This window comes from Streptomyces celluloflavus, assembly GCA_000720995.1.
GTDB lineage: Bacteria > Actinomycetota > Actinomycetes > Streptomycetales > Streptomycetaceae > Streptomyces > Streptomyces celluloflavus.
Genome location: JOEL01000084.1, coordinates 1 through 18220, shown reverse-complemented (window position 1 = coordinate 18220; position 18220 = coordinate 1). Strand labels below are relative to the sequence as shown.

Below are 18220 nucleotides of genomic sequence, written 5' to 3'. Positions count from 1 at the left end.
GCTCCCACTCCGCATCACTCAGATCACCCCGCCCCATACCCCACATCAACGATCCGAACACAGAGCAGTCACATGATCGACCGGACAAGTCCTAGCTGGCGAGAGCGGCATCCAGGTACTCCTGCACCGGCCCGAACAAGCCGTACGGGACGTACTCGGGGATCTGTCCGTGAGCCACCCAGGCAAGCTCGGCCAGTTCCTCGGTGTCCGCGACATGCGCGGTTCCGCTGAGCACTTCGCAGGCGGTATAGGACATCAGCCTGCCCGTTGCCGGGTGGACACGCTCGCCCAGCAGCTCGACGGCGGAGACGTTCAGTCCGGTCTCCTCCTTGGTCTCCCGCACGGCGGCGTCCTCGCGGGTTTCGCCGGGCTCGACTTCGCCGGCCGGGAACTGCCAGGAGAGCTTCCCTTCGCTGATCCGGCGCCGGACCATCAGAACGCGTCCCTCGTGAACGATGATGGCCGCCGCAATGCCGGGTCGCTCATCGGCTGTCTGCTGCGTCACGTCTGCTCCTCCAGGACGGCAAGCACGGGTGGAAAGATCGTATCGACGGGGATGAAACGGGTCACCGCGTTTCTGGGAACCCACATCACGTCGATGTTCTCGACGGCATCGGAGTTGGTGGCCTGGCCCGCGAGGTACTCGCACAGGAAGTATTCGCACTGGACGCCGGTCACCGGGTGAAGCCGGTTTCCGAGATGCTGCCGGATCGCGCAGTGCACACCGGTCTCGTCCAGCGTTTCTCTCACGGTCGCTGTCTCGGCCCTGGCGCCTGGTTTGATCACGCCCGCCGGGAACTGCCAGCTGAGGCCCGTTGCGTCATCGTCTCGTCGGCAGACGAGCAGCACCTCGCTGTCACGTATCACCACGGCGATCGCAACGCGCAGGGCCTGCGCACCTGCTGGGCCCGGTGCGGACGAGCCGCGTTCAGCGGAGACCAGGAGCGCGAACCGCTGTCGTGCCGTTGGCGGGGCCTTCTCGTGGACGGTGTCGAGGAGCTGTTGCATCTCCTTGCGCGGCACTACGGCCGGGTCGGAGTGCCAGGCCGCCACGGTCCGTACCGCGATGCCGAGCCGGGCCGCGAACTGTTCATTGGTGAGGCGCAGGGCGGACTGCAGCAGGCAGGCGTGGCGGCCGTTCCAGAGCTCGATCACATCCACGTCCGCCCTCCGCCTTCGTCGCGCTCTCAGTGCAGGAACTCGCGCACTAAAGGTGCACTCCGGCTGCACTGGCGGTTCATGGCCGTCCCGCAGGTGACTCGGAAGAATGATGGTCACCAGGGCGGAGTGAGTCGCAGGAATCGCCCTAAGCGGCCAACCGAATGCGCCCTTGAGCGCCGGTCGACCAAAGGGAGAGTCTAGGTGAGCAACCCCAACGAGTAGTCAGGCCAATGAACTTGGCTGAAACGGATCCCTGTTTTCAGCCCTATCGTGCCGCCTTCCGGTGTGCGCCATCCGAGGGAAGGTCCGAGCGCCCGGTCGAGCAAATGGGCGCCGGTAACCTCAGCTACCTGGCGGCTGATCCGCCGTCAATCTCTGTGCATACAAGCGAAAGGGAACTCATGGCTGAGGATCAGGCACACCCCGTTGAGCGCACGCTCGTCCTGCTCAAGCCCGATGCGCTCGTGCGTGGCCTGGCGGGAAGGATCATCACCCGTTTCGAGGAAGCCGCACTGAAGATCGTCGGCACCAAGATGAAGTCGATGGACGAGGAGTTCACCCGGCGCCACTACTTCGATCTGGAGGAGCGGCTGGGGTCGGAGGTCTACCGCGTCACGTCGACGTTCATGCAGCAGGGGCCGGTCATCGCGCTGGTGCTGGAAGGGTTCGACGCCATCGCCACGGTGCGGAAGATCGTCGGCAGCACGTACCCGAACCAGGCGCCGGCGGGGACGGTGCGAGGCGACTTCTCGCACTACAGCGCCGCCGGCAGCATCGCCTCGGGCAAGGCCGTGGCGAACCTCGTGCACGCCTCCGGCAACAAGGAGGAAGCGCAGCAGGAGGTCGAGCTGTGGTTCGACAAGGACGAGCTGCACGACTACAAGACCCTCGCGGAGATCTACACCTACTAGCGGCGGGTTACGGCGTCACCGCGGGGACGCCGATGCGTTGAGCACCACCAGTGCACGACCGAACTTCAGAGGGGAAACCATGACCATCCAAACCCGTCTGGCCTCCGCCGAGGAGCTGGAGTCCGTCTTCCAGCGTGAACTGACGACCGACCGGTGGGCGGCCACCGAGACCGCGTACGCCCTGGCGGTACGCCACCGCGACCTGGGGGACCGGCCCAAGTCCCGTGAGTGGGTGCAGCAGTGCCTGCGACTCCTGGAGGGCTTCCCCAGCGACACCGAAGACCAGGTGGCCACCAGCCGCACGTCGGTGGGGGGCATCCAGCTCCCGACCTACCTGCACGAGGGCGTGGTTCGGGAACGTTTCGGCGACCTGGACTGACCAGTGATCCATCCGGCGGGGTGGTGAGCCAGGCCGAGTGACGGCCGCACCGCCCCGCCCTTTACCCACAACCGCAGAAGCAGCAGCCGCCCGAACCGGCCACCCCCTTGGCGCCGGTCCGGCTGGCTCCGTCATGCCTGATTCAGGAGGCGATACGCCCATGCCCATCGAGATCGAGATGCGCGCCCGCTTCAGCAAGGAAGCCCGTGACCAGCTCGTCGACCGTCTGAACAGGGACGGCGAGGACCTGGGCCCCGACGACAAGCACATCTACTTCTACGTACTGCCGGACCAGTTGCTGAAGGTCACCGACAACACGGCTGCCGGCACCGCCAAGATCACCCTCAAGGGAAGCAAGATCGGCCAGGGCGCCGCATTCGCGGAGACCGAGTTCGCCATCGCCCCGGCCGACGTGGGCGCCGCGGTGAAGCTGTTCAACGCTCTCGGGTTCGAGGAAGAGATGCACGAGGCGTCCAACCTTCGGCACAACTTCCGCTTCGACGGTGTCGAGATCGCGGTCAAGTGGAGCGAGGCATGGGGATGCCACGCCGAATTCGAGGTCCTGCTGGACGACGACGCCCCCGACGCCGCTCGTGCCGAGGCAGCCGCCAAGATCACGGATGTCGCCAATGAGCTGGGCGTCACCCTGATGACCGAGCAGGAGCTGGCCGAGTTCACCGCCGCCTTCGAAGCCGCTGAGAAGGAACGCAAGGAGCGCGAGCGGCAGACCGCGCCCATCCGGTAGGAGCACGTCACCGCGGAGACCACCAGGGGGTGGGCACTGATGAGCACGACCCCAACGACCGCAAGCCTGATCGATCTTGCTGCCCGCGGGCAGCTGCCGCTCCACCAGTACATGGACCGGGCCACCATCGACTGGATCACAACGAACCGGCCCGATCTCCTGCCGTCGCCGCAGCCCGTCCTCCGGATGCTCTCGCAGAACCTCCTGCGGCGAGCCGCACTACCGCGCCACTGGATGGCCGAGCCTCGTCTGTACGACTCGATCCACGGCGTTCGGCACGCCATGCGCACCGCAGCACTGGCCGCCATCCTCGCCGAGGCGAACGGCTTGGACGATTCCGACACCACCACCGCCATCGTTGCCGCCGCCGTCCACGACTACCAGCGCCATCACGACAAGGACGACCGCGGACACGGGGAACGCGCGGCGATATGGCTCGCCGCCAACGCGGACACCGTCTGGGGCCGCTTCGACCTCACGGCCACACCGCGCCGCGTCACAAGGGCCGCCACCGCCATACGACTGCACGACGTGCCCTACGGCGCATTCAGCCCTGACGACCAGGCCGACTATCTGCGGAGCCAGATCATCTGCGACGTGGTGAAGGCCGCCGATGCCCTGGACAGATACCGCCTGCCGAAGACCAGGTGGTGGCCGAACGCCCAGCACGTCAAAGAGCCCGCCTTCGACACGTTCCGCAGCCTCGCATTCGACCTCGTGAGCATCTCCGAGAAGGCCCACCTGGCCGGCGCCCACAGCCCGGCGGCCGTCCTGTACGCGCTTGCGGAGAAGGAGCTGGCGTGACCGTGGACTTCCTCGACGCCTACCACCTCTGGGCCGACGCCCACGCCTTCTACGACACCACCCTCATCCCCAGCCCCGCCGACACAGACGACCCGCTGGCCCAGCGGTCGGCAACCTGGGACGAGCGACTGGCCGCCACACCGAACGGGCACCTGCTGCGGCAGAACTCCCTCTTCGAGGCCCTCAACGGCAACAGCAGACTGCACCTCCTCCACGTCACCCACGCCCTTGAACAGATCAACGAGCAAGGCGTCCTCTACCCGTCCGGCGGCTGCCTCGTCGGCAGCATCTACTGCGCCCCGCTCACGGCTACGGACCGGGGCCTGCGGATGCACAACCTGGCCGCATACGTCCTGACCAAGGAGGCGCCGGCCTTTCTGGCCAAGCTCGGCGTCACCGACCGGGTACCCACCCCACTGATCTTCGAGATCAACACCCCACCGCAGGCGTACCAAGGGCTGGCCGGAGTGGACTATCTGCGACTGGGCCTCATCCACTTACGGATCTACTGCCACCTCGAATACCTGCTGAGCAAAAGCGAGCGCCACCGCTTACGCGAGACCGTCGTGGCCCGGGTGAAGAACTCTGCTGCGTTCCTCGCCACCGCAGCAGCCGTGGCCTACCGAGGCACACACATCGCTGCCAGGCCCTTCCTTGGCCTGCTCGACGAGACCATCCCCCGCTTACCCATCCTCGGCTACCTGTACTTCGAGGCACTGGCGGAGTACCTGATGCTCCACTCGACCTCGCAGCACACGCGACGTCTGGCCGACATCGGAGAGCTGAACAACTGGCTGTACAAGGAGATGCTCTTCGCCTCCTACCCGAACATGGCCGGCAAGTTCGACCTCGCGAGGTTCCGCCCCGGGCCCGGCCAGCTGGCCGACCTCATCCACCAGGTCGACCCGACCATCGAGATCAACCACGCGGCCGACTACCTGGTCGAACGCATCAGCCACCTCATCGCAGCCCGACTCTTCGCCCCTGGGGAGGCCCCGGAAGCCTGGCATCACAAACGCTGGGAATTCGACGCCCTCGCCACCCAGCTCGGCCCCCTGCTGGGCCACCTCATCCACCGGGAACTGCGCACCTTCGGCCGCTACCCCGACTTCTACTTCTACTTCGACCAGTACAAGGCCCTGCAAGCCTGGAACTACTGGAACCACATGGACATCGTCGCCCCGTTCAACGGCACGATGCCCAAGGGCGAGATCGGCATCAACCCCGCCTACCCCAACCTCGACTACCGCGTCTGGCGCGCCGAACAGGACGACGCCGGCCACCTCCATCCGGCCGAGCAGCTCTCCTTGACCATCGCCCCGCGGCTGGTGGACATCAAGTACACCCTCATGCGCAACAACCAGTGGACCGCCCCGGCGCCCAGCGCCGCGTAACCACTGCCGCCTTCACCAACAGCTGCTCTGCTGCCTCTTCTTCCCAGGAGCCCCGCCATGAGTTACTTCGGCTTGCCCTCCGTCGACCTCCTCGGCGAGCAGATCGACGCCCTGCTCAGCGACCCCTCCACCACCCACGGCCTGGCCCGAGCACTCCGCCACACAGCCAAGGAGATCGAACTCCACCGCTACCACCACGCCAGCCAGCGCGCCTGGCCCGACGGCCGCATCGACCAGAAGCCCTCCAAGGTCCAGATCGGCGGCGGAACCCACCGCATCGAGGGCTTCTTCAACATCGACGCCGTCCCGCCGGCCGACCTGCTCTGGGATGTCAGCGAAGGCATCCCCCTGCATGACGACACCGTCGAGCTGATCTTCTCCGAGCACTTCCTGGAGCACATCGACTACCCCCGCTCCGCCAAGAACTACGTCCGCGAGGCCCACCGCTCACTCACACCGGGCGGCAAGATCATCACGGGCGTCCCCGACGCTGCCTTCGCTCTCAGCCAGTACCCCGGGCCGCTGAACCCCGCCGACGAGATGGTCGAGCGCTGGTATGCCAAGCGCGACTGCCGCACCGACATCAACACCCGGCTCGACCTCGTCAACCTCGTCTTCCGCGACCAGGACGACGATCCCAAGTACACCCCCCACCTCTGGGCCTACGACTACGAGAAGCTCGTCCAGTTCTTCACCGAGGCCGGCTTCGCCACCGTGGAGCCGTGGACCTTCGACCCCACGGTCGCCAACCCGAAGCGCCGTTGGGGAAGCGTCTACGTCATCGCCACGAAGTAGCGATGACGTAGCCCACAGACCACCCGGATAGCGAACTCCCCGGCCGCACTCCCCCCTGAGGGCTGTCATACCGACAACGGTCGGCATGCGGCGCCCACGCACACACAGCCGTCCCCGCTGAGGGAGGCATCCTCCGTGAATCACGTCGGCCTGCCGCTCAGCGATCTCCCCTCGCCTCAAGCCCCGGTCTGAAGTCCGTCGAAGGGTCTCCGGCATGCGCCTCCACAGCCAAAGCTTCCTTCTGGTCCGCGATCCAACCTCTGTGCCGATCAGCCGTCGCCGTCTCCAGGGTCTGGCGAAAAAGTGGGGGCTCCGCCTCGACGAGTCCTCCGATACCGCACTGACCGTCATCACCTCGGAACTGGTCACCAACGCGGTGCGGCACGGCACCGGCACGGTGCTCACCATCACGGTGTCCGCCAACCTCAGCCGACGGCGAATCCTCGTCGAGGTCTACGATGGTTCGCTCGTCCTCCCTGTTCCGCACTGGGCGGATTCGGAGGACGAGTCCGGGCGCGGTATGGCACTCATCGACCGCCTGTCCCTCTGCCACGGGGCCGAGCACACCACCTGCGGCAAATGCGTCTGGGCCGAGATCGCCATGCCCCCACAGCGAGTCATCCGTCAACGGCTCATTCTCCGCCCCCGACGGGCCGCCAGAGCTATCGCCCGCCGTTTGGGCCCAGCCCGCAAGCCCCTGACGACCGTACGCGTAGGAAGCCGTGCTGGTCACGGGCGCCATTCGTCGGCTGTTACGCGCATATCCTCAGCTCTGCGGCCTGATCGCGAGCACCCGGCGCAGATCCGTGACACCCGGGAGGCCCTCCGTGGCAGCTGATGACAATGACAAGCGGCTGCCACACCGGCGATGGGCGACGAGAGTCGTGTCCCCCTCCGTGGCTTGCACAGGGCGCGTTGGACCTATGTCCTCCCACAGCCCCTTCGCGGGCTGTGGGATCCATCCCCACCCTGCGTCTCGATGGCTCTGCTCCGGATGGTGGTTGCACGCGTCCGGAAGGTGAGCCACCCCGTGTGGAGAGATCAGAACCGAGCCCAACACGACGGCCGCGCCATGGCTGGTGACCAGCGAGTCAGCCGCGCGTGACCGTCCGCATGCGGACGAGGTCCGAGGAAGCCGGGCCTCAGATACGCGGCTGTGACAGAGCCGGCCCCTCGACCGGGCATCCGGCACTTCTCCGCCGCGATGAGCGCGACACCGTTCTCCCCGGAGGTAGCAGTCATGGCATCACTGACCGAGCGGAAGGCGTACCGCGAGAAGATCACGCAGGCTCTGTACGAGGCCACTGAAGGCAACCGCCTCCTGGGTGTCACCGGAGCCAAGCTGGCCCAAGATCTCGCGATCCCGGCAGAGGATCTGGCTGCCGCCTGCACGTATCTGGTGGGCGAGGACCTGATCACGGTCGACTGGACCGCGGGCAATACGCCGGCCATGGTCACGCTGACGCACCAAGGCATCCGGTGTATGGAGGCCGAAGAAGAAGAGCGCAGTTGACGCCCTGCTCAGGCGGCGTCCGAACCGGGAGCACGTGCCCCTATCGGCGGAGGCCCGGAGGAACAACCCATCCGGCCGTTAGTGCTTTTCCTCCGCGAGGGGTACCGGTGAACCATGGCTGGCACCTTCACCACCCGCACCCTCGACATTGCAACCGGCGCCACGGAGACCATGCACGACCTGACGAACGCATGCTCCGCGTTCCTCCGGGAGGTCGCTCACGGGCGAAACGGACTGCTGAACGTCTTCACCCCCCACGCGACGTCCGGCCTGGCCATCATCGAGACCGGCGCGGGCAGTGGCGATGACCTGCTGGCGGCGCTTCGCGACATTCTTCCCGCGGACGGCCGTTGGCGGGACCGCCACGGCGGTCCAGGCCACGGCAACGGCCACGTACTCCCGGCTCTGGTCCCGCCACACGCCACGTTGCCCGTAGTCGACGGTGAGCTGGAGCTGGGGACCTCGCAGTCCGTCGTACTGGTGAACACCGACCGGGACAGTCCCGAGCGCCGAGTCCGGCTGTCCTTCCTCGGATGACCGGACGGCCCACGCCGTCCTGCGGCTGACAGCCCCCTTTTGGCAGCCGATGTCACACGAGACCGTCCGGCTGCCCGCACGGGAGGCTCTGCCCCTTCGCGATTCTCGGGCCGACTGCTCCAAGGTCTTCTCTGTCGTGCACCCACGTCGCTCCGCATCGGTCCAGCGGGCCTTACCGGGAGTAAGCTGGAATTACCGAGGGCACTCCGCACACCAGCTCCCATGCTCGTGTCGTTTTCGGCGATTCACGACACCGGGCCGGTTACGGTTGGCCCGGGGCAGGGTCCGCGTCATGACCACGACCATTGCGTATACGCCGGCGGTCGAAGACCGGACCGCTTCGCTGCCCCTGCGACTCGTGCTGGCGCCGGCCGGCAGTGCTCCGGCTCTGCTCGACGGTGCGTGGTGGCCCCGCTCCCGTGACCTCGCGGCGGAACTGCCCGCACTGACGGCCGTCCTCGACCCACTGTGGGGGCGGATCACCCATGCCACGGTGAACCCCACGTTCTGGCCGGTCATCCCACGGAAGGTGCCCGTCGACGGGCATGTGGTGAGTGTCGGCTGGTTCAAGGCCGAGCAAGATCCCCACAAGCTGCTGCTGTTCTCCTACACCGTCGGCCGTTGGGACCTCCTGGTGATCCCTCCGGAGACCAGCCCCGCCACGGCCGCCCGGCTCATGGCCGAGGCCGCCGATCCGCGGTGCACCCTCACCGCGAGCGCCCTGATGGACGAAGCGGAGCAACGCCGGATCGCGGAGGAGATGGAACTGTCCCTGGTCTCGGTCTGGGACTCCGAAGGCGGCCATGGCGCAAGCCTGCCGACCTCACGTTCGCCCGCCCAAGCAGCCATTGCCCAGGTACCAGATGCCACGAAAGGTGCCTGAGCATCGTGTCAGTCATCGGGAGCGCGAAGTCGGTCCCGCAGCCCACTCCAGAGGAAAGCCCCAGGCCAACAGCCTGGGGCTTATCTCTTATCCGGACCTTTCCACCGCACGCCGTTCAGCCGAGTGCCCTGAAGGGGTCTGACACGCCGCAACTGGCTTAATCAGCCCTCTGGCCCGGATGGCCGGGTCACTCTGTGCGAGTCGATCACGGTGGTTTCCGGAGCCCGCGTGCACAGTCGCATGAGGGGGTCTGCCAGTCCTTGCGCGGCCGGCGGCCGCCGAGCAAGGCGTGAACTTGTGCTCCGGCCCCTCACCGAGCGGGAGGAGCCGAAGGGCCGCAACGGACTCGAACACTCCGACCGTGGAGTGCGGCAGGGCCTCGTTGCCTCCCGCCTGCGCTCAGCCATTCACGGACCGGTTCCCCATCCCCTCACCCTCATCCAGACCAGCGCACCGTTGCTACCGGCGCCAAGCCGCCGAAGTCGTACGCCAGGCTGCCCGGTGACCGACCCGTTGGAGACGGCCGCCATGGCCGGGTGAAGTCGCAATGAGGCTGCTGGGTGAAAGGGCATGGGCATGGCGGCAGGTGAGCGGCCGGCGGACACGGGCGCGGTGGACCGGTCGGAAGGGTTCGGCGAGCGACTGCTGGGGGTGCTGCTGGACCGGGCGCACGAGATGCCGCCGCAGTTGATCGCCCCGCTGGTCGCGGAAGAGGTGGCGAGGGTCGGCGGCCGTCACGTCTCGATCCTCCTCCAGGACTATGCGCAGTTGCTGCTGGTGCCGCTGCCAGGTAGGCGGCTGACCGTCGGCCGGCCCGAGCTGATCGATGACTCGCACGCGGGCACGGCCTTCCTGTGCGGGGCCCCTGTCGAGGTATCGCAGGACGACGGCGTTCGGATGTATCTGCCGTTGCTGGACGGCAGCGACCAGGTGGGTGTGCTGGCTCTCACCATGGACACCGTCGATGACGATGACCGGCGCTTGTTGCGCAGACTCGCCGGCCTCGTCGCCGACATGCTGGTCACCAAGCACAGCTACACCGACCAGTTCTTCCTCACCCGGCGCCGCGAACCGATGAGCTTGGCCGCGGAGATCCAGTGGTCCCTGCTGCCGCCGCTGGCGATGTCCGTACCGCAGGTCGCGGTGGCGGGAATCCTGGAGCCCGCCTACAACGTCGCCGGCGACAGCTTCGACTACGCCCTCAACGAGGACATCCTGCATGTGGCCATGGTCGATGCGATGGGCCACGGCCTGGATGCCGCCACCATGGCGACCGTCGCCATCGGCGCCTACCGGCACGCCAGACGCGCCGAAGTCGGTCTGTCCGAGATCTACGCGTTCATGGACCGGGCCATCGCCGAGCAATTCGGACCCGACCACTTCGTCACCGCGCAGATGATGCGCCTCAACATCACAACGGGCCACCTGCAGTGGGTCAACGCGGGCCACCCCGCACCGCTGCTGATCCGCAACCGCCAGGTCGTCCGGCAACTGGAGAGCCCGACCACCTTGCCGGTCGGCTTCGGTGGTGAAGAGCCCCAGATCAGCGAGCAGATGCTCCAACGCGGCGACCGGGTGCTGTGCTTCACCGACGGCCTGATCGAGGAGCACGAAGCCGGCGAAGAGCAGTTCGGCGAGGAACAACTCATCCACTGGGTCAACCGCATCGAGCATGCAGGGAAGGGGCCGCGGGCGGTGGTGCGTTCGCTCTCCCACACCCTGAAACAGGAGCGGGGCGGGAGTACCAGCGACGACGCAACCCTCTTCCTGATCGAGTGGCGCGGGGGCGCCGCCGACCACCTCGCCGTCCTGGAGTGAGCCGACAGCCGCACCACCATGCGATGGCTGTACCGGGCCAGCTCTCCCGCCGCTGCTGCTTCTCGCGGCGCCCGGGATACACGGAGTCTGCGCGGTCCCCTTCACGTCAGCGATCCACAGCCGTTCGGCCAGGCTCGAACACCTGAAAAGCCCTGTGCACGGCCCAGATCGCGCGACACCACAGCCTCCGCGAGCCACCGTGCCACTTCCGTGCCAGACAGACCGGTAAACAGCGGTCAACAAGGGCCAGGAATTCCGCCGCGAACCCCCGTTCCCGCCGCGTGCCCCAACTCACGGAAATGGGCCGGCTGGAGGGTACCGGACCTCCTGCGGCACATGCGTCTGGGCGGAGAACGCCATGCCCCCGCAGCGAGCCACCGGCCAGCACATCATCCTCCACCCCCGATGGGCCGCCCGAGTTATCGCACACCGTTCAGGTCACCGGCACGTCCTGGTCGGCAGGCCGCAAAGCACCGACACAGCCACGGGGAGGTGGCTACACGTGGAAGGGGACCGTGGTGATGACGATCTTCGGCAGTGGGCGCAGGGCGTGCCGCAGCCGTGGGGCGATCCTGCTGTGCAGCAGGCGGTAACGCCGGCGCATGGTGACGATCTCCGGCACGATGACCGTCACGGTGAGGTCCGGGCGCTTCGCGTGCAGGGCTTCGATGTAGTGGACGAGTGGTGCGACGATCGCGCGATAGGGGGAGACCACGACTTCCAGCGGGAGGTGGTCGCCCCACAGGGTCCAGTACTGGCGGAAGCGTTCGGCCTCGTCCTCTTCGGGGCTGACGTGGAGGGCGAGTACGGGCTGGTGGAGCGAGGCGGCGTAGGCCAGTGCGCGCATGCCGGCCAGGTCCATGGCCGCGATGGGGACGACCGACAGGTGGCGGATCTCCTGGGGTGTCTCCTCGTCCTCTTCTTCCGTCCGGGCGTCGGGAAGTGCCGTGCTGGACGGGGGAGTTGTCGCCGCAGGCGGTGCCGCGTTGAGAACGGGGCGGGCCGGGAGGGTGGGGGTGGGCAGCTCGATGGCGTGCGGGTGCAGACGAACAGCCTTGCCCACGGTCTCGTAGTGGTGCCGGATGCGCATCGTCACCACGAGGAACAGTCCGACGGCGAGTACGGCGACCCATGCGCCCTCGGTGAACTTGGTGAGGCCGGCGGTGAGGAAGACGACGGCCGACAGCAGGGCGCCGGTGGCGTTGAAGAACAGGCTCTTGCGCCAGTGGCGGTCACGCAGGCGCCACCAGTGGACCACCATTCCGGCCTGGGACAGGGTGAAGGCCAGGAAGACGCCGACGGCGTACAGCGGGATCAGGGACGCGGTCGTGCCGTTGAAGGCCACGTAGACCAGCGTCGCCGCGATCGTCAGCAGAATGATCCCGTTGCTGAAGGCGAGGCGGTCGCCCAGGCGCAGAAAGAGCTGTGGGGCGTGTCGGTCGCGGGCGAGCAGGAACAGCACGCGGGGGAAGTCGTTGTAGGCGGTGTTCGCCGCGAGCAGCAGCACCGCGGCCGTGGCGGCCTGTGTGAGGGCGTACAGCGGTCCGGAGCCGAAGCTGTGGTGGGCGAGTTGGGAGAGGACCGTCTCCTGGGTGCCGGGCACGACGCCGTCGAGTCGGACCATGGCGATCGTGCCGGCGAACAGCGCGATGAGCAGGCCGATCATCCAGGTCAGCGTGGTACGGGCGTTGCGCCACTCCACGGGCTTGAATGCCGGCACCGCGTTGGAGATCGCCTCGATACCGGTCATCGCCGTGGCCCCGGAGGCGAAGGCGCGCGTCACCAGCAGTACACCGACGCTCTCCGTGGCGTTCAGGTGCGGAGCCGCAGTGGGGTGGAAACCGCGGCCGGCGGCGTCGACGAGGCCCACGGTGACGAGCGCGAACACCGCGATGATGAAGGCGTAGGTCGGCGCGGCGAACAGTGCGCCGGCCTGCCGGATGCCTCGCAGGTTCCCGGCGAGCAGCAGGGCGATCACACCGACGCCGATCGGGACCGCGTCGGTGGCGAGTGAGGGAACCGCCGAGGTGATCGCCGCCACCCCGGAGGCGATCGACACGGCGACCGTGAGGATGTAATCGGTCATCAGGCCGGCGGCGGCGATCAGTCCGGGAACGCGGCCCAGATTGTCGCTGGCGACGATGTACGAGCCGCCGCCGTACGGATACGCGCGGATCGTCTGGCGGTACGACACCCCCACCGCCAGCATCAGGAAGGCGATCGTGGCGGCGATCGGCACGGAGCAGGCCAGTCCCGCCGCGCCGCCGAGCACGAGGACGGCGAGCATGGCCTCGGGCCCGTAGGCAACCGAGGAGAGCGCGTCGGCGGACAGGACGGGCAACGCCACCAGCTTGCGCATCCGCTCCTGCGCGATCGCCGTGCTTTTCAGGGCGGCCCCCAGGACGACGCGTCGCACGTGGTAGCCGAAGCGGCCCAGTCGGCCGGGCGGCAGCTCTCCCGCGGCCTCGCCGGGGGCGGGCGGCCGCCCGCCGAGAGGCGAGACGCTGACCAGACGACCCCACCCGACAGGCTGGATCTCCGCGGGGGACGGAAAACGGCCCAGATCGGAATCCACGGGCAGCGCCCGGTGCCACGCCTCGGGAGCCGACACCCGCCCCCATTCACGCCCCACCCGACGCAGCAGCCCCAGCTGCTCCTCGTCGAGCCCCGGCAGGGCGGCCGAAGGGCTCAGCGCACCGGAGTCCCGGCCCTCGCCACCGCCATCACTCTGCACATGTGACATGTGACGTAGTGTCACCTATTGGTGTCCGTCGGAACCGCACCTTCGAGGCGACCTGCGTCCCTGTCGTCAAAGGAGCGTCGAAGCCTCGACGGCTACCTCACCGCTCGCCGGGTTCACGGCCCGTCCGAGGCTCTTCCGCGGGAACCGGGTATGCCCGATGGGTGCCGGTGTCGATGAGGATCTGCTCGGCGTGGGTGACGTTGTCGGCCTGGACGGCCCTGGCCATCGCGGAGCGGGCGGCTTCAGGTGTCGCGTGCGGCGGGACCACGAGCAGGGAGAAGTAGTCCTGGTCGCCTCGGGTGATGAGGACGGTGTCGTCGCCGACCGGGTAGGAGTCGATGTGCACGACCCGGTCGTCGATGATCAGGCGGGTCGGTAGTTCTTCCCAAGCGCCGGCGTCGAGGCCGACGCGCAGGACAGGTCCGAGGTGCTCGGTCAGCGCGGCGATCAGGCTGGGGAGCTCGGCGCCGATGTCGCGGGACCGCGGCCACCACGCGCCGTCGAGAACCTGCTCGCGGGTTTGCGTGGTCACCAGCCTCAAGAGGGCCGTCCCGGGCCTGACGGCGTGGTGGACCGCGTCCGGCAGAAGCTGCGGGACGCCGGGAGTGTCGGAGTCGGCCATGTGTGTTCGCCCGCCTTCCAGGGCGGTGCGTCCGCCCGGCAAGGTGACCTCGTCACTTCACCGTACTCCGCGCGCCGGGGCGCGGGCGCGCCGCGGAGCCGGATCCGCGTTCGCCGGGAAACTTCCTGGTCACACGTACCTTCACGGACCGCCGGCCGGAGTAGGGTGAAGAGACCGGGAGTACTTCGCATGCCGGCTGCCACGCCGTTGTCGTTCTCGGTGATCAACAACACCGGGGCGTCGAAGACGAGCCCCGGGGACAGGTTCGCGCCATGACCGCGACCATCGAGCGTACGAGCGTCAGCGGGCGCGTACTTTCGTCACCGGCCCGCCTCTCCTTTGCTCCGGCAGGATCGCCTCCGGGTCTCCTGGACGGTGCCTGGTGGCCCCGCTCTCGCGATCTCTTCCGTGAACTTCCCGCCCTGATAGCGGTGTTGGACGCACGCTGGGGCCGGATCACTTATGTCACGGTGAACCCGACCTACTGGCCCGTGGTGCCGCGCAAGGTGCCTGTGGCCGGGCACACGGTGCACGTGGGCTGGTTCGCGGAAGAGCAGGACCCGAACAAGCTGATCCTCCTCTCCTGCACCATGGGCCGCTGGGACCTGCTGGTGATCCCGCCGGAGACCGATCCGACTGCCGCGGCCCGGCTGATGTCGGCTGCATCCACCCCAGGCGGCCTCCTGACCGCCAGCGCCCTCATGGCGAGCGAGCACACCACCCATGACGCGCAGGAGGCGCTGTGGCGGGAAGAAGAGTGGGAGAGCGAGGGCGGAGCCGCCTTGGCGCCAGGAATCCCAGGCGGGCTCTCGGCCTCCGCCCGAGGGATGTGAGGGCGTGGGGACGATCATCACCGTGACCGTGATCAGCATCGCGATCGTCGCGGGCATGTTCCTGATCCATCGGCTCGACGCGCAGCACGACGAGCGGATCGCCGCCTCCCCCTTCAGCGACGCCCTGCCCGGATCCGGACTGCGGAGCCGCACCAGCAAACGGCCGACCGAGCCCGTTGAACCACCCGCGGCCGACCGCCACGAGCGCCACGCCGGTGGCCGCGGATGACACCGACCTGTTTCTGGCTGGGGGCGGTGGGTGTGAGGCGACGGCATCACACCCACCGACACGTCCTCCTGTCGCCCCCAATGAGCGAGGTCCCCATGAGCGAGGTCAGCATGAAGTCGCCAGAACACCCTTCAGCGGGGCGCGCCGACGTACGCATCGTCGCCGCGTCCCCCGACGCCGCCCGTCAGGTCGCAGACGCCCTCCGTCGTCGCTTCGCCGCCACCGAACAGCGCAGCTACCCCGTCGACGACTCAGGCGGAACCCGCCTCCACCTCACCGTCGACACCACCCACAGACCAGAGCCGGCGCAGCCCTGGCTGGTATCCAGTCGATCCTCCGGGGACGCCCGCACACAGACAGACGAAATCTGAAGCGAGAGCCCGCAAGGGCGGTGGGGCAGGCGTACTACCGCGCCTGGCTCACAGGCACCGAGTCGGTGCCCGGCGCGAGTGAGCGGCAATCATGGCAACACCGCACGAGCGGAAGCACTACCGCGAGACGATCATGAAGGCTCTGTACGAGACCACGGAAGGCAATCGATTCCTTGGCGTCACCGGGGCGAAGCTGCGCGACGATCTTCAGATCCCCGAGCAGGACCTGGCCGCCGCCTGCGCATACCTGGTGGGCGAAGGGCTGGTCACCGTCGACTGGGCACAGGGAAACACCCCCGTGATGGTCACGCTGACGCACCAGGGAATCCGGCTCCTGGAAGCCGAAGAGGAGGAACGGGGCTGACGCGACACGAAGGCCGCTTCCGGAAGCCGAGCCACCCCATTGCCACGTAATCGCCCTTATGCCGTAAAAGCGCCTCACGCATGGTATGAGAGGCGGGTCCGCGCACACTCACGTGCAACGACATGAAAGTGCGGTCCCGGCGGGTGTACGCCGGGCCGTTGGCAACACGGATCGAGTGGCCGCCGCCGCCAAAGGTGCGATGCCTATTCGCGGGCAACCGCCTCAAACGGCTGGTCAGCCGTCCGCCATGCGTGAGCGATGCGTGAGCGGACGACGTGGCACGGACTGGCCGGCGGTGGACCCGACGCCAGCCAGATGTCCTCCGGCCTGGCATGAGTGGACTGTGGCCGACTGCGTAGGACCGTCGGTCACGTGTCCGTCGGGACTTTTCATCCAGTAGCCCACCACATTTGCTCATGCACACCTCACCGCCGGCGCAGACCCACCGCACCCCTCCACATCCGGATCAGGCCCACGCGAGTCACCTCCGCCCCCATCCCATCGCAGGCCAGCCCCACCCCAGCCCTTTGGCGCGGTACACCAGGGTCAGCGGCGGTCAAACCGGCTACCTCCGGCAAGGCTCCCGCGCCCAGATAGTCGCAGTTCAGAGCACCATTGCGCCCCGAGGCGCCCTTGATTCCCAAGCTCAGAGCGCGAGTTCGATTCTCGTCACCCGCTCCATGATGAAGGCCCAGGTCGGCGACCTGGGCCTTGTTTGCTGTCCAGTCCAATTTCGGACCACGTGCCATTCGCTTGCCATAGCGCACCGGTCTGCGCGACGACTTGGGGCGCAAACCTCACCCCGCCCGCCCCACCGGCTCGTCGTCTCGCATCGCGAGACGTCGGCCTTGGGACGTGCGCCACACTCCGCTGCGGGGCCGGCGCGAGGCGTCCGCGAACACCGGTACGGCGGCAGGAGGCTGTGTCCGCCACCGACCGCCGTGCTTCGGCATCCGTGCCGACCGGGCGGTTGGACGGTCACTGCCGACCCACCGGGGCGGAACGGGGCACAGCGGCCCGCACGGTGTCGAGGAGACGGCGCAGGCGCAGGCCGTCCGGGGCGACGGCGGTGGCCAGGACGGCGGGACCGGCCAGCGGGGTCAGGACCGCATGGCAGTCGCCGGGTGCGTCGCCGAAGAGTTGCACGGGCGGAGGGGCGTTCTCGAAGGCCGGGTCGACCACCAGAAGTTGACCGGTTGCGCGGTGACCCGCGAGGACGGCCGGGCCGTCCCAGCCGGGTGCGCCAGGACCGTACTCGGCCTCCTGGGCGAGCAGGGTGCGTCCCGCGCGCCGGACGGTGAGCCGGGTGGCCACGTGGCCGGACGGCTCGCCGGTACGTCCGAGGATCTGCTCCTCGCGCAGGACGAGCCGGGCGGTGGCGGCAAGGTCGACGGTCCAGCTCTGGCGCAGGTTGCTCCCGGCCGCGCAGATCAGCGGCTTGGGCAGCCAGCGGAGTTCGGCGCGGTCCGCGACGGTCAGGTGGACGTCGTAGGTGGCGGGTGCGGAGGTGGCGCCGCGCAGTGCGAGGGTCGCGGCGGCGGAGGTGAGGTGGAGCGCCGTGTCCTGTTGCGCGGTGGCCTCGATGCGGAGCCGGTCGCCACCGAGCGGGGCGCTCATGGCGCCGATGATGCATACTCGCGCCTCGGTTCCCCGAGCACGCAGGCGCCGCAGTTCGAAGGGGCCGTCGCCGTCGAGGACGGGCAGGGTGGTGACGCCGCCGCGGTCGGCCGCCGTGATGCGGGCGGTGGCGTGTACGCCGGCCACCGGGTCCTGCCGGACCTCCGGGGCGCTCCTCTCGTCCGTGAGCGTCATGCGGCGACGCTCACGGCCCAGTCGGCGAGGCGGGCGCGGACCCACGCGACGACGGGCGTGACGCCGCCCTCGGACTTGACGTTGGTGAACACCACCGGGAGTGCACCGCGCTGCGCCTTGGCGTCGCGGGCCATGCCCTCCAAGTCGACACCGACGTACGGGGCGAGGTCGGTCTTGTTGACGATCAGCAGGTCGGCGGTGGTGACGCCGGGGCCGCCCTTGCGCGGGATGTCGTCGCCGCCCGCGACGTCGATCACGAAGATCTGCGCGTCGACCAGGCCCTTGGAGAAGGTGGCGGTGAGGTTG

At 68.2% G+C, this 18220-nt stretch carries 21 protein-coding genes; 15 read left to right on the top strand and 6 right to left on the bottom strand.

The window, feature by feature from the left end; genetic code table 11:
* Positions 1-91: 91 nt before the first annotated feature.
* Positions 92-505: an NUDIX hydrolase gene (locus tag IH09_RS35185; protein ID WP_052861816.1), complete on the bottom strand. Its 414-nt coding sequence runs from the start codon at positions 503-505 to the stop codon at positions 92-94.
* Positions 502-1161: an NUDIX hydrolase gene (locus IH09_RS35180; RefSeq protein ID WP_052861815.1), complete on the bottom strand. Its 660-nt coding sequence runs from the start codon at positions 1159-1161 to the stop codon at positions 502-504. Before IH09_RS35180 ends, IH09_RS35185 begins: the two co-directional genes overlap by 4 nt.
* A gap of 401 nt (positions 1162-1562) precedes the next feature.
* On the opposite strand from IH09_RS35180, the gene IH09_RS35175 reads away from it, so the two are divergent.
* The 11 genes from IH09_RS35175 (at position 1563) to IH09_RS35125 (ending at position 10940) form a co-directional block, all read left to right on the top strand.
* Complete coding sequence (locus tag IH09_RS35175; RefSeq protein WP_052861814.1) at positions 1563-2072, top strand: nucleoside-diphosphate kinase; 510 nt, start codon at positions 1563-1565, stop codon at positions 2070-2072.
* A 79-nt stretch (positions 2073-2151) separates the two neighbouring features.
* Positions 2152-2451 (top strand): hypothetical protein, encoded by a 300-nt coding sequence (locus tag IH09_RS35170; RefSeq protein WP_016578925.1) that lies wholly within the window; start codon positions 2152-2154, stop codon positions 2449-2451.
* 160 nt (positions 2452-2611) lie between these two features.
* Positions 2612-3196 (top strand): CYTH domain-containing protein, encoded by a 585-nt coding sequence (locus IH09_RS35165; RefSeq protein ID WP_052861813.1) that lies wholly within the window; start codon positions 2612-2614, stop codon positions 3194-3196.
* A gap of 39 nt (positions 3197-3235) precedes the next feature.
* A complete protein-coding gene (locus tag IH09_RS35160; RefSeq protein WP_240150725.1) occupies positions 3236-4000 on the top strand; it encodes a hypothetical protein in 765 nt (254 codons plus the stop codon).
* Positions 3997-5394: a hypothetical protein gene (locus IH09_RS35155; RefSeq protein ID WP_190233506.1), complete on the top strand. Its 1398-nt coding sequence runs from the start codon at positions 3997-3999 to the stop codon at positions 5392-5394. Before IH09_RS35160 ends, IH09_RS35155 begins: the two co-directional genes overlap by 4 nt.
* A 57-nt stretch (positions 5395-5451) precedes the next feature.
* Positions 5452-6189 (top strand): class I SAM-dependent methyltransferase, encoded by a 738-nt coding sequence (locus IH09_RS35150; RefSeq protein ID WP_052861812.1) that lies wholly within the window; start codon positions 5452-5454, stop codon positions 6187-6189.
* 214 nt (positions 6190-6403) lie between these two features.
* Complete coding sequence (locus IH09_RS35145; protein WP_052861811.1) at positions 6404-7027, top strand: ATP-binding protein; 624 nt, start codon at positions 6404-6406, stop codon at positions 7025-7027.
* Between the two features lie 402 nt (positions 7028-7429).
* Positions 7430-7702 (top strand): hypothetical protein, encoded by a 273-nt coding sequence (locus IH09_RS35140; RefSeq protein WP_052861810.1) that lies wholly within the window; start codon positions 7430-7432, stop codon positions 7700-7702.
* Positions 7703-7816: 114 nt separating this feature from the next.
* Positions 7817-8239: a YjbQ family protein gene (locus tag IH09_RS35135; protein WP_052861809.1), complete on the top strand. Its 423-nt coding sequence runs from the start codon at positions 7817-7819 to the stop codon at positions 8237-8239.
* A gap of 292 nt (positions 8240-8531) precedes the next feature.
* Positions 8532-9122, top strand: a complete 591-nt coding sequence (locus IH09_RS35130; protein WP_052861808.1) for a DUF5994 family protein — start codon at positions 8532-8534, stop codon at positions 9120-9122.
* Between the two features lie 576 nt (positions 9123-9698).
* Entirely contained in the window at positions 9699-10940 is a 1242-nt protein-coding gene (locus IH09_RS35125) for a PP2C family protein-serine/threonine phosphatase (protein WP_052861819.1), read from the top strand.
* Positions 10941-11436: 496 nt separating this feature from the next.
* On the opposite strand, the gene IH09_RS35120 is transcribed toward IH09_RS35125, so the two are convergent.
* Positions 11437-13683, bottom strand: a complete 2247-nt coding sequence (locus IH09_RS35120; RefSeq protein WP_094793356.1) for an APC family permease — start codon at positions 13681-13683, stop codon at positions 11437-11439.
* A gap of 97 nt (positions 13684-13780) precedes the next feature.
* Positions 13781-14305 (bottom strand): DUF5994 family protein, encoded by a 525-nt coding sequence (locus IH09_RS35115; RefSeq protein WP_052861807.1) that lies wholly within the window; start codon positions 14303-14305, stop codon positions 13781-13783.
* A 272-nt stretch (positions 14306-14577) separates the two neighbouring features.
* Here IH09_RS35115 and IH09_RS35110 point away from each other — a divergent pair, with 272 nt between their 5' ends.
* The 4 genes from IH09_RS35110 to IH09_RS35095 all read left to right on the top strand — a co-directional run bounded on the left by IH09_RS35110 (position 14578) and on the right by IH09_RS35095 (position 16102).
* Positions 14578-15138, top strand: a complete 561-nt coding sequence (locus IH09_RS35110; RefSeq protein ID WP_052861806.1) for a DUF5994 family protein — start codon at positions 14578-14580, stop codon at positions 15136-15138.
* 22 nt (positions 15139-15160) lie between these two features.
* Positions 15161-15367 carry a hypothetical protein gene (locus IH09_RS35105; RefSeq protein WP_205379639.1) on the top strand — a complete coding sequence of 69 codons (207 nt, stop codon included), beginning with the start codon at positions 15161-15163 and terminating at the stop codon, positions 15365-15367.
* 110 nt (positions 15368-15477) lie between these two features.
* On the top strand, positions 15478-15738 hold the full coding sequence (locus IH09_RS35100; RefSeq protein ID WP_052861817.1) for a hypothetical protein: 261 nt from the start codon (positions 15478-15480) through the stop codon (positions 15736-15738).
* Positions 15739-15829: 91 nt separating this feature from the next.
* Positions 15830-16102, top strand: coding sequence for a hypothetical protein (locus IH09_RS35095; RefSeq protein WP_052861804.1), 273 nt, complete (start codon positions 15830-15832; stop codon positions 16100-16102).
* A 978-nt stretch (positions 16103-17080) separates the two neighbouring features.
* Here the strand turns inward: IH09_RS35095 and IH09_RS35090 are convergent.
* Positions 17081-17914, bottom strand: a complete 834-nt coding sequence (locus IH09_RS35090; RefSeq protein ID WP_052861803.1) for an urease accessory protein UreD — start codon at positions 17912-17914, stop codon at positions 17081-17083.
* A partial coding sequence (locus IH09_RS35085) for a GTP-binding protein (protein WP_275126214.1) occupies positions 17911-18220 on the bottom strand: 310 nt, incomplete at its 5' end. The genes IH09_RS35090 and IH09_RS35085, both read right to left, overlap by 4 nt.